The organism is Nonomuraea rubra (assembly GCF_014207985.1).
Classification (GTDB): Bacteria; Actinomycetota; Actinomycetes; order Streptosporangiales; family Streptosporangiaceae; genus Nonomuraea; species Nonomuraea rubra.
Genome location: NZ_JACHMI010000001.1, coordinates 746,865 through 758,354 on the forward strand (window position 1 = coordinate 746,865; position 11,490 = coordinate 758,354).

The 11,490-nt window shown below is 67.5% G+C and carries 12 protein-coding genes and 1 tRNA gene; 10 read left to right on the top strand and 3 right to left on the bottom strand.

Features of this window, described 5'->3' with window-relative positions; translation table 11 throughout:
• Positions 1-38 precede the first annotated feature (38 nt).
• Positions 39-1,544, bottom strand: a complete 1,506-nt coding sequence (locus tag HD593_RS03390) for a potassium/proton antiporter (protein ID WP_185100670.1) — start codon at positions 1,542-1,544, stop codon at positions 39-41.
• 24 nt (positions 1,545-1,568) lie between these two features.
• Positions 1,569-2,138, bottom strand: coding sequence for a 5-formyltetrahydrofolate cyclo-ligase (locus tag HD593_RS03395; protein ID WP_185100671.1), 570 nt, complete (start codon positions 2,136-2,138; stop codon positions 1,569-1,571).
• Positions 2,139-2,162: 24 nt separating this feature from the next.
• On the opposite strand from HD593_RS03395, the gene galU reads away from it, so the two are divergent.
• The 8 genes from galU (at position 2,163) to HD593_RS03435 (ending at position 8,402) form a co-directional block, all read left to right on the top strand.
• Entirely contained in the window at positions 2,163-3,065 is a 903-nt protein-coding gene (galU, locus tag HD593_RS03400; RefSeq protein ID WP_185100672.1) for a UTP--glucose-1-phosphate uridylyltransferase GalU, read from the top strand.
• Positions 3,052-4,239, top strand: coding sequence for a molybdotransferase-like divisome protein Glp (glp, locus tag HD593_RS03405; RefSeq protein ID WP_185100673.1), 1,188 nt, complete (start codon positions 3,052-3,054; stop codon positions 4,237-4,239). The genes galU and glp overlap by 14 nt, the downstream gene beginning before the upstream one ends.
• Entirely contained in the window at positions 4,236-4,712 is a 477-nt protein-coding gene (gene moaC / locus HD593_RS03410) for a cyclic pyranopterin monophosphate synthase MoaC (RefSeq protein ID WP_185100674.1), read from the top strand. Before glp ends, moaC begins: the two co-directional genes overlap by 4 nt.
• Before the next feature lie 223 nt (positions 4,713-4,935).
• Complete coding sequence (locus tag HD593_RS03415) at positions 4,936-5,415, top strand: MogA/MoaB family molybdenum cofactor biosynthesis protein (protein WP_185111628.1); 480 nt, start codon at positions 4,936-4,938, stop codon at positions 5,413-5,415.
• Between the two features lie 57 nt (positions 5,416-5,472).
• Positions 5,473-6,126 (top strand): GNAT family N-acetyltransferase, encoded by a 654-nt coding sequence (locus HD593_RS03420; protein WP_185111629.1) that lies wholly within the window; start codon positions 5,473-5,475, stop codon positions 6,124-6,126.
• Positions 6,127-6,250: 124 nt separating this feature from the next.
• Positions 6,251-6,835: a divisome protein SepX/GlpR gene (gene sepX, locus HD593_RS03425; protein ID WP_185100675.1), complete on the top strand. Its 585-nt coding sequence runs from the start codon at positions 6,251-6,253 to the stop codon at positions 6,833-6,835.
• 49 nt (positions 6,836-6,884) lie between these two features.
• Positions 6,885-6,958, top strand: a tRNA-Ala gene (locus HD593_RS03430).
• Positions 6,959-7,904: 946 nt separating this feature from the next.
• On the top strand, positions 7,905-8,402 hold the full coding sequence (locus tag HD593_RS03435; RefSeq protein WP_185100676.1) for a hypothetical protein: 498 nt from the start codon (positions 7,905-7,907) through the stop codon (positions 8,400-8,402).
• Between the two features lie 1,007 nt (positions 8,403-9,409).
• Here the strand turns inward: HD593_RS03435 and HD593_RS03440 are convergent.
• Positions 9,410-9,583 carry a hypothetical protein gene (locus tag HD593_RS03440; RefSeq protein WP_185100677.1) on the bottom strand — a complete coding sequence of 58 codons (174 nt, stop codon included), beginning with the start codon at positions 9,581-9,583 and terminating at the stop codon, positions 9,410-9,412.
• A 161-nt stretch (positions 9,584-9,744) separates the two neighbouring features.
• Here HD593_RS03440 and HD593_RS03445 point away from each other — a divergent pair, with 161 nt between their 5' ends.
• Both HD593_RS03445 and HD593_RS03450 read left to right on the top strand, forming a co-directional pair.
• A complete protein-coding gene (locus HD593_RS03445; protein WP_185100678.1) occupies positions 9,745-10,332 on the top strand; it encodes an RNA polymerase sigma factor in 588 nt (195 codons plus the stop codon).
• The gene (locus HD593_RS03450) at positions 10,325-11,077 is read left to right on the top strand and encodes a hypothetical protein (RefSeq protein WP_185100679.1); all 753 of its coding nucleotides are present in this window, start codon (positions 10,325-10,327) and stop codon (positions 11,075-11,077) included. The genes HD593_RS03445 and HD593_RS03450 overlap by 8 nt, the downstream gene beginning before the upstream one ends.
• Positions 11,078-11,490: the final 413 nt, after the last annotated feature.

Sequence of the window (11,490 nt, forward strand, 5' to 3'; positions counted from 1 at the left end):
CGATGCGACTGCTAATGGTAACCGATCGGGTCAAACACCTATTCCAACCCCCGCTCTCCGTACCATCCGGCCAGCTTCCCGCTGCGGCTGACCGCGCGCAGGCGGCGTTCGACCTGCTCACGGCAGGAGGCGGTGGTGACCACGAGAAGCTGGTCGTCCGCACGGATGCGGGTGGTGGAGGCGGGCACGAAGGACTTGCCGTCGCGTACGACGAGAGTGACCTGGGCGCCGGCGGGCAGGCGGAGCTCGAAGATCTCCACGCCGTGCAGGCGGGAGCCCGGCGGCACCTTGACCTGCAGCAGGTCGGCCTTGAGCTCCTCCAGCGGAGCCGATTCCACGGAGAGGTCGTGGGCCTCGCCGGGCGCGGACACCCCGAGGACGCGCGCCGTGAGCGGCAGAGTCGGCCCCTGGAGCAGGGTGAACACGATGACGATCACGAAGACCTGGTTGAAGAGGTCCTTGGAGCCTTCGACGCCGGCCGCCCAGGGGATGGTCGCCAGCACGATCGGAATCGCGCCGCGCAGTCCGGCCCACGACAGGAACGCCTGGTCACGCCAGTTCACCCAGCCCAGCCGCAGGGCCCAGGCCAGCGCCGAACTGACCACCACGGAGAGCGGACGGGCCAGGAGCACCAGGATCGTGCCAATGATCAGGCCGGGCACGATGGCGGACGGCATCTCGTCCACGTCGGCCAGCATGCCGAGCATGACGAACAGGCCGATCTGCGCCAGCCACGCGGCGCCCTCCGCGAAACCCCTGGTCGCCGCCCGGTGGGGCAGGCGGGAGTTGCCCAGGATGAGCGCCGTCAGGTAGATGGCCAGGAAGCCGGAGCCGTGCAGCAGCACCGCGCCGCCGTACGAGACGAAGGTGAGCGCCAGTACGGCGATCGGGTACAGACCGGACGCGGGCAGGGCGACGCGGCGCAGGGCGTACGCGCCCGTGGGGCCGACGGCGAGCCCGACGGCCGCGCCGATGATCAGCTCGACGGACGTCTCCAACAGGAACGTTCCGAGCGTCGCGTGGGAGCCGGACGCGCCGCTGAGCAGGACCACCGCGATGACCGTCGGGGCGTCGTTGAAGCCGGACTCCGCCTCCAGCACTCCCGCCAGGCGCGGCGGCAGCGGCAGCCTGCGCAGCACGGAGAAGACCGCCGCGGCGTCGGTGGAGGCCAGCACCGCGCCGAGGATCAGCGCCGTGGTGCCGTCGAGGCCGAGTATCCCCTGGACGAGCAGTGCCAACACGACGATGCTGACCGTCACGCCCACGGTCGCCATCACCAGGGCCAAGGGGACGGAACGCCGCACATGGGACCAGTTCGTGGTCAGACCGCCTTCGGCGAGGATCACCGCGAGCGCCGACAGGCCGATCTGCTGGGCGAGCTGCGGGCTCTCGAACGGAATTCCGAACCCCGAAGGCCCCACAGCCAGCCCGAAGCCGAGAAATATCAGCAGACTGGGCAGACCGGTGCGATGCGCCAGCCGTACGGAGGCGATGGCCGCGATGACGATCGCGGCACCGACGAGGAGCCAGAGATCAAGCGTCATCTGGCTCCTCTCTCGTACCTGCGTTCACATCAGCCTAGTGAGTCCGGCGGGCGTCATGGCATAGCGGACCGTGCGGTCGTGCGGCTCCGATGGGACATCGTCGATCAGTTCGCCGTCGTGCAGCAACGCCACGGTGGGCACGTTCGGGCCGACGCGGGCGAGGGCCCGGTCGTAGGAGCCGCCGCCGCGGCCCAGGCGGATCCCCGTCCGCCGGTCCACCGCCAGGGCGGGCACGATCACGAGGGCGGCCGTGCGCACGGCGTCCACGCCGCGGCGGGTGTCCACCGGTTCCATGATCCCGAAGCGGCCGGGGGCGAGGGTGTCCGGCCCGTCGTACACCGCCCAATCCAGGTCATTGTCGTCACGGAGGACCGGGAGGATAACTGTGGCCCCATGTTTCCAGAGAGCGAACACCAGCCCGTGCGTCTCCGGCTCCGACCCCGTTGACCAGTAACAAGCCACCAGCCCGGCCATCTGGGCCCAGGGCTGTTCGAGCAGGTTTTCGCGAACCTTGATGGCGTTTGCGCGCAGTTGCTCGGGGGAGAGGGAGGTACGCGCCGCGCTCAGCTCGCGGCGCAGGTTCAGCTTGTCCACAGGTCCCTCCACTAGGGTCTACTCATGGCTGACTTCGACCCTGTGACGAAAGCCGTCGTGCCCGCCGCGGGTCTGGGCACCCGGTTCCTCCCGGCGACCAAGGCGACACCCAAGGAGATGTTGCCCATCGTCGACAAGCCCGCGATCCAGTATGTCGTCGAGGAGGCCGCCTCCGCTGGGCTCCTCGATGTCCTCATGGTCACCGGCAAGAACAAACGCTCCATCGAGGACCATTTCGACCGGGCGTTCGAGCTGGAAGAGGCCCTTGAGGCCAAGGGCGACGAGCATCGGCTGTCCCAGGTTCGCGAGCCCGCCTCGCTGGCGACCCTGCATTATGTACGGCAGGGCGAGCCGAAGGGGCTCGGCCATGCGGTGCTCTGTGCCAAGCACCACGTTGGTGATCATCCTTTCGCCTGCCTGCTCGGTGACGACCTGATCGACCATCGTGACCACCTGCTGCGGCGCATGATCGAGGTGCGTGACACGTTCGGCGGGAGCGTGATCGCGCTGATGGAGGTGCCGAAGGAGCAGGTCTCGCTGTACGGCGTGGCCACCATCGAGGCGACCGCCGAGGAGGACGTCGTCCGCGTGACGGACCTCGTGGAGAAGCCGCCGGCCGACGAGGCGCCCTCCAACTGGGCGATCATCGGGCGGTACGTGATCGATCCGGCGGTCTTCGAGGTGCTGGAGAAGACGCCGCCGGGGCGCGGCGGGGAGATCCAGCTCACCGACGCGCTGCGGACGCTCGCCTCGCGCGGCTCCGAGGAGGGCGGGCCGGTGCACGGCGTGCTGTTCAGGGGGCGGCGTTACGACACGGGCGACAAGCTCGACTACTTGCGGACTGTGGTGAAGTTCGCGGCGGATCGTCAGGATCTGGCGCCGGAGTTCGTGCCGTGGCTGCGGGAGTTCCTTGATGAAATCAGTTGACGCGCATCTGGCCGAGATCCTGGCCACTGTACGTCCGCTGGCCCCCCTTGAGCTGGAGCTGGAGCAGACTCTGGGGACGACGCTGGCCGAGGACGTGTCCTCACCGGTGCCGCTGCCACCGTTCGACAACTCGGCCATGGACGGGTACGCCGTCCGGGCCGAGGACTTGTCGGAGATTCCGGTCACCTTGCCGGTGATCGACGATGTGGCGGCCGGGTCGCTGGAGTTGCGGGCCGTGGGGCCGGGGCACGCCGTACGCATCATGACCGGCGCTCCGCTGCCCGCCGGGGCCGATGCCGTGGTGCCGGTCGAGTGGACCGACGGCGGCACCGTCTCCGTACGCATCGATCGCCGCGCCGAGGCCGGCAACGCGATCAGGCGGGCCGGAGAAGACGTGCAGACCGGCGAGGTCGTGCTCAAGGCCGGCACCGTGATCGGGCCCGCGCAGCTCGGGATCATCGCCGGGGTGGGGCGGCGGCGCGTCTGGGCGCGGCCGCGACCCAGGGTCGTCGTGATCTCCACCGGCGCCGAGCTGATCGAGCCGGGCGGCACCCTCCAGCCCGGCCAGATCTGGGATTCCAACAGCTACACCCTGACGGCGGCCGTGCGCGAGGTGGGAGCCGACGGGTTCCGTGCCGGGTCCGTCGGGGATGATCCGGGCATCCTGCTCGATCGGCTGGACACGCACCTGGTGCGCGCCGACGCGATCATCACCAGCGGCGGGGTGTCGATGGGCGCGTACGAGCCGGTCAAGGAGGCGCTGTCGCCGCTGGGCACTGTCCGGTTCGAGAAGGTGGCGATGCAGCCGGGGATGCCGCAGGGGTTCGGAGTCCTGGGGGACGACCAGGTGCCGATCTTCGCGCTTCCCGGGAATCCGGTGTCGTCCTTCGTATCGTTCATGCTGTTCGTACGGCCTGCGCTCGACAAGATGCGCGGGTTGCCCGGCGGGATGCCGGAGACGGTCACCGCGCGGACCACCGGGCCGTTGCGGTCGCCGTTCGGGCGGCGGTCGTACCTGCGCGGAGTGCTGGCGGCCGACGGCACGGTGTCGCCCGCGCACGGGCAGGGGTCGCACCAGCTTGCCGCGCTGGCCTCGGCGAACGCGCTCATCGTGGTGCCGGAGGATGTGACCGAGGTGGAGGCGGGGGCTTCTGTGGAGGTGGTCCGGCTGTGAGCGAGCTGACGCACATCGATGAGACCGGGGCGGCGCGCATGGTCGACGTGTCGGCCAAGGACGTCTCGGCCCGCAGCGCCACGGCCACAGGGCGGGTGCTGCTGTCGGCCGAGACCGTGGCGTTGCTGCGGTCGGGGGAGGTGCCCAAGGGCGATGCGCTGGGGGTGGCGCGGATCGCGGGGATCATGGGGGCGAAACGTACGCCCGATCTGATCCCGCTCTGTCATCCCATCGCGTTGCACGGGGTGAAGGTGACCCTCGAGGTCGAGGACTGGGGGGTGGGGATCACGTGCCGGGTCAAGACGGCCGACCGTACCGGGGTCGAGATGGAGGCGTTGACCGCGGTGTCGGTGGCGGCGCTGGCGCTGATCGACATGGTCAAGGCTGTGGATCCGGGTGCGGTGATCACTGACGTGCGGGTGGAGGAGAAGCTGGGCGGGAAGACGGGGCGGTGGGCGCGCGATCAGGCTTGAGGCACCTGGGCGGGAAAAGCGCGATTCACCACGGCTGCGGGGCCGCTGGTGGTCGGGCATGATGGGCCTGACCGGGGTGGTCGGGAGTGGGGCCGGAGGTTGCGGCCTGACCGGGGTGGTTGGAGCGGGTCGGAGGCTTGCGGCCTGACCGGGGCGGTTGGAGCAGGGCCGGAGGTTGCGGCCTGACCGGGGTGGTTGGAGAGGCAGACAGGAGCCGGGCGTGATGCGGGCGTTGGTTATTACGGTGTCCAACCGGGCGTCGGCGGGGATTTATGAGGATAAATCGGGGCCGTTGCTCGCCGATCTGCTCCGGCGGGAGGCCGGTTGCGAGGTCGTCGACGGCCCCGTCGTGGTGGCGGACGGCGAGCCGGTCGAGGGTGCGCTCCGTGACGGGGTGGCACAGGATTACGACGTCATCGTCACCACCGGGGGGACCGGGCTGACACCGATGGATTTGACGCCGGAGGTGACGTCCCGGGTAATTTCCCGGGAAATTCCGGGTATTGCGGAGGCCATCCGGTTGGCAAATCGCGAAAAAGTGCCGACCTCCGTGCTGTCTCGCGGTCTGGCGGGGCAGGCGGGCAACACCTTGATCGTTAATCTGCCCGGTTCGTCCGGCGGCGTGCGTGATGGCGTGGCCGTACTGGCTCCGATTCTGAGGCACGCCGTTGATCAAATCAGGGGAGGCGATCACCCGCGTTGACGGCGAATCCGATCGCCCTCCTTGATCCGTGGCGACATCGTGCCCGATAGGGGGATGATGAGAGATGTGGATCGACTTCGTGGCTGGCCGGTGACCCTGAATGAAGGTCCGGTAGGCCTCCGGCCGCTGCGGCTGAGCGACGTACGCGTGTGGCGCGAGACCAGGCTGCGCAACGCCGACTGGCTACGTCCGTGGGAGCCGAGCAATCCTGAGACCCCGCTGTTCAGGACCGGGCTGGGGCCGTACATCTCGATGGTCGGCGCCCTCCGCCGCGAGGCACGGCAAGGGCTGGCGCTGCCGTGGGTGGTGACGTACGACGGCCGGTTCGCGGGGCAGTTGACCGTGGGCGCCATTGTGTGGGGCTCTGCCCGTTCTGCCCAGGTCGGCTACTGGGTCGATGGGGCGCTGGCCGGCAAAGGGATCACCCCCACCGCGCTCGCCATGGCCGTTGACCACTGCTTTTTCACCACCGGTTTGCATCGGCTGGAAGCGAACATCCGCCCCGAGAACCAAGCCAGCCGTAGAGTGGTTGAGAAGCTGGGATTCAGGGAAGAAGGCATTCGGCGTCGCCAACTTCACATCGACGGAGCCTGGCGCGATCACATTTGCTATGCGCTGACCGTTGAGGATGTTCCCGGCGGGCTGCTCGTGCAGTGGCGTCGCGCGCGTGAGTCAGCCGCTCGCGGGGGTTCTCCCGTCGAAGAGGTTTGACGATCTCGCGACACACCGCACCGAATGCTCGTCAATCAGTGACACGCGGTCTTACGGTGCGTGACGTGAGCATATTGAAGGCGCGACGAGCACATCCGCGTCTTCGTGCTGCCTGGAGGTGGTCGTGAGCAGCGTCCTCCTCTATCTGGCCATCGTCGTCATGTGGCTGTGCGTCCTCATCCCGATGTGGCTGCGCAAGGACAAGGCCAACCTCGCCGAGCTGGCGGAGCTCGAAGAGTATTACACCGGCGAGCACCAGCTTCCCGACCTCGACAACCTGGCTCCGCCCGACTCCGACGAGGACGACGAGGCGCCGCCGGTGGAGGTCGAGAAGGTCGATGTCCGCCAGTTCCGCCTCCGGCGCCGCGCCATCATCGTGGCCCGCCGCCGGCGCCTGCTCTTCTTCACCGCCCTGCTGGTGCTGGCCTCCGTCGTGACCGCCGCGGTGAAGGTGATCCCGTGGTGGGGGGTGGCGCCGTCCGGGGTCATCATGGTGGCGTACATGGCGTTTCTGCGCATTGCCGTACAGGTGGACAGGGAACGCCGCGATCGGGTCCACCAGGCGCGCGCTGAGCGGCTCCGGCGGCTGCGGGAGCAGCGGCGGGCCGTCGTAGAGGCTGAGGCCGAGGTCATCGATCTCACGACGATGCATCAGGACGTTCTCTTCGATCAGTACGCCGAACCGCCCAAGCGGGCGGTGGGGGACTGAATGGGTGGCGCGAGGACTCTCGGAAGTTTGCTAATCTAGTCGAGTCCTTGGGGATGTAGCGCAGTCCGGTAGCGCACTTCGTTCGCATCGAAGGGGTCAGGGGTTCGAATCCCCTCATCTCCACCCGGGGCCGTTCTTGAAACGGCCGGACTGAAGTCGACGGGATCCCGTCTGATCGTTGAGATCGGGCGGGATCTTGTCGTTTCAGGGGTTTTCGAATCGGGTTCGTCCTGGGTTGGGAACTGCGGAACGGGCGCCTGGGAAGGCCCGGATGGTGTCAGGCCGCTGGTGGAGGACCAGGAACCGGCCGTTGGGCATGGCGAAGCCGACGGTGGGCTGGGTGCTGCGGCCAGGTGGCGGGTTTTGCGCTCATGGGGTGGGTGGTGGCCGACTCTGGCCTGCGGGTGGTGTGCCGTCGAAGGTCCCGGCCGGAGTCTCGGCGAGGGTGACGGGCTCGTCTTGGGGCTCGTGTATGTGGCGCCACTGATCGAGGAACTGGTCGTTGGCGACCGCGGCAGCAACGCGACCAGGATGGTCTGGGCGACGCGTCCGTGGGCGAGCCGGTTCTTGGGATCGTCGAGGTCGAGGTCGTGTCCCTTGATCCTGCCGTTGAGGCCCTCCGTCATGGCCCGGACGGATTTGTAGGTTCCGATCCAGGCGGGACTGAGGTAGGCCAGGCCATGGCGGAATTTGTCGAGGTGGCCGGCGCTTGCAAACCGTAACTGTAGATGGCTTTGCGGCTCGCGTGAAGAGACACATCTGCAACAGGCGCCTCACAGCCGAGCGCAGCTTCCGCCTTTGCGACTACACACCCGCCGGATGCTCACGGCGATGCTGCGTCCGTGGACCCAGTAGATCGCAAACCGCTTGTCGCAGCATGGGGATGAGCCGCCGTCAGCGAAGCATACGGTTCGTGAAGATGATCAGGAGCGGGAAGCCCGCGCCCGCCTTGGACGAGTTCATCCCGCCTGGGCCTATTCGGCGGGATCGTCGTGGGCATCGAGCTCCATCCCTGCCACTGGATGGAATGACGATGACAGCCGAGACAGCGGCAAACGAGGGAGAGACTATGGGCTGGTGGGATGTGAAGGACGATGCGGAACGGGAACGGTGGGAGTTTGCGCCGCTGGTGAGCGTCGGACCACTGCGGTTCGGGACAAGCCACGCCGACGTGGCGCGTGCGCTCGGCAGGTCCCCGGAGGATCTGATGCGACGCAGCAGCGAGCTTGATTTCAAGCACGAGGGGGTGCAGCTGTATTTCGACATTCACGAACTCTTGGCTGGTATCGCGATCGACATGCGGACCGGCCCGCAGGTGACTCTAGACGGCACTGAGCTGGTGGCGCGGGTGCCATCGGTAATGGAGGAGTGGCTGGAGAACTACCTCACCGCGAAAGAACTGCCCTTCTACTACTTCGGCAACTACGAGCCTGGGTCAGTGGACCTGGGGTTCATCCTGCGCGTGCAACGTGCCGACGATCGACTCCTGACCCGCCCGCTCTTCCTCAACGAGGCATGGGCCGACGACACCGAGCGGATCCCGAGGAACGAGTGGGCGATCCACTGACCGTGGTGAACCTGTGATCTCGAGTGCGGCCAGGCGGCCCCGAACGGCTAAACCGGAGTGAAGTCCGAGCCCGCAACGCCGTTGGCCAAGTCGGCGGGTCCTCATTATGCTCTCGCCGCACCGCGGTCCGACACCACACCCATCAATAATCTCCTCACACAGCTCACGCCGTGCTGCGTCCTCGTGACTCTTGCCCGGTTGGAGACGACCGCGGTTGCAGGGCGAGGGGCAACCAAATTTTCTTCAGGCCAGAGCTCGCGCGGCAGGTGTGGGAAACGATCATTTTCCCTTCGGGAAGCGATCTTTCCCGCCCCGCTTGCACCCCAGGCCAGCCCTATTCGTGAACACCTCACCCAGGGCCGTTCTTGAGACGGCTGGACTGAAGTTGACGGGATCCCGTCTGATCATCGCGATCAGACGGGATCTTTGTCGCTTCAGGGATTTCCGAAGCGGGTTCGTCCTGGTTCGGGAGCCGCGGAGCGGGCGCGGATCTGTCCGGTCATCCGGCCGCCGCCGTCGTCCAGGCCATTGCCGCGGCCCTGCAAGCAGTGATGGCCGAGCGGGGGCTGAGTTTCCGTCGGCTGGCCGAGGTCAGTGGGGTGAACCGGCAGACCGTCAACGACGTGAATGTCGGGCGATGTTGGCCGGATGTGGCCACCATCGCCAACTGGAGGCCGGTCTGGACGTTCGGCTGTAGCCTGCTTCGCCCACCGGGACCGGTGGAAGCTGACCCGCGCCGAATCCCTTCTCGCCCTGGTGAGGGCATCGTCGATTTTTCCCGCCCTCGCCCTGGTGATCGCAGGGCAGGCGAAATCCAGGCTCGACGGCTCCCCAAGAGGCTCCATTCGAGTTACTCCCGGGAGTGCGCGAGCCGCTGTCAGTTAGAACCTGGAGGGTGCTCACGCAACCTCGGGTGCTGCCGAGGGCCTGATCTCGGCGGCACCCTGCTCGTCCGGCCCGGCGCCCACGACCGTCGTTGAACGCCTGACCAGCGATGTGTCTGTGCTCTATGCCTCGTCGTTGGCGACTCCTCCCAACGCGTGGCCATTGATGCCCGCGGCGATGGAGAACAGGCCCGGTTCGTGCTGGGTCGGCCAGTCCAGCGCCGTCAGCCGGTTGAGCCGTGCCCGGGTCGTCTCCACCCGCCCCCGCGCGTCGGGCCCGCCCAGCGCTTGAGCCATTTGCTGGCCTCAAAGACTGCAAGGTCCCTGAAGGGCCCCTTCAGGACCCCAGCAACGGCGCCGACGATCAACCAGCGGCAGATGCCCGTGAACACTTGAGGCTCTTGTGACAAGACACAGATGACATCTCGAGGGGGTCCAGTGCTGAAAATAGATCATCTATGGTGACCGACACGTCGCCACTGGTGGTGGACTCCGAGATCATCACACGTTCCCTCGATGATCCGGAGAAGTTCGCCGCCCTGTTCGACCGCTACGCCGCAACGCTTTACAGGTACATCTCCTTCCGGCTCGGCCCAGAACTCGCCGAGGACCTTGTCGGAGAGACGTTCCTGATCGCCTTTCGCAGGCGTCACGCGTACGACATCTCCTACCGCGATGCCCGGCCCTGGCTGCTGGGCATCGCAACCAAGCTCATCACCGGCCACCGCCGGACCGAGGTCAGCCGCTACCGTGCGCTGGAGCGGCAGAGTCCGGCCCAGCCCGTTGAGGGACCAGAAGAGGCGATCACTCGTGATCTGACCGCTCAAGGGTCGCGGACGATCCTGCTGAACGCGCTCGCGTTGCTGTCGCGAGGCGACCGCGACGTCCTGCTCCTGGTCGCCTGGAGCGACATGACGTACGAGGAAGCGGCCCGAGCGCTCGACATTCCGGTCGGCACGGTCAAGTCACGACTCAACCGGGCCCGGCGCAAGGTCCGCCACACCCTGGGTGGGGTCAACCCGTTGGAGGAGCACGATCATGGATGAACTGAAGACGCTCATCAAGGAGCTGGAGCATGAGCCGCCCCACTCCCTGGCCCGGCAACGACTCCGGCTCGCTCAGGAGGCGACCGCGGCACCGCTCGATCGGCGCCGGAGGAGGCTGCTTCCGTTCGGCCGGCACACTCGGCTGGAACGGCCGCTCCTGAGCGGGCGGCGGCTCGCGATGGGCACCGCTGTGGCGGTGGCCGTCGCGGTGGGCGTGGCCGTGCCCTCCTTGCTCGGTTCCGCCGAGCCGGCGTACGCCCTGACGAAGAACCAGGACGGATCGATCAACCTCAAGATCTACGATTTCCGGGACCCCGAGCGCCTCGAGAAGGAACTGCAGGATTGGGGTGTGCCGGCAGACATCACCTATCTGCCTCTCGGCAAGCGCTGCGGTAACAACCGGGCACCCTTCGTCGAGGGTGACGACTTCGGCGCGACCAAGGAGGAACTGTCGAGCAGTGATGCCGCCACGCAGGCCAGGCTTCGGGAGAGACTGCAAAAGTCGATCTCCTACCAGGCGATCCGTCCGCAAGATGGCATCACCATCTACCCTCGCCACATCCAGCCGGGCCAGATCGCGATGATCGAGGTCATGGAGAATCCAGCCACGCCCACGGTGGAGCGTCCCGGGGTCGCCTGGCAGTTCAGCGGGCGGCTGACGACCGGGCCCATCGAGGTGTGCAAGGTCGTGGCGGATCCCTCGGCCAACGACATCGGCGACGCCACGCCACCGCCCGGCAGTTGATCCACACCCCGCGCCGTGATGTCCGGCCAGAAATCGGTTCGGCTGGCACGGTCGTGGGGCGGACGACCCGGCCAGGACACAAGCCGCACCCTCCACCGCAGGTCGTGCCTACTCGTGAACGCCCCACCGGGGCCGTTCTTGAGACGGCTGGACTGCGGTTGATGGGATCCCGTCCGATCATCTGTATCGGACAGGATCCCGTGCTTTCCGAGCCATCTCCGTGGACGCTGGATGCTCATGCACCCAGGCCGCTGCCCGGGCTCCGTCCCGCGGCCACGAGCAGGCCATCGGCGGCTAGACCACGCTCGTTACCGTCGACCCGAACAAGTCACGCGCCTGTCGCGAGCCCCCTGCCCGCCACCGGCACCTCGGGCGCTTGACCGAGGCACCGGACGACCACGACCAGGCCGCCG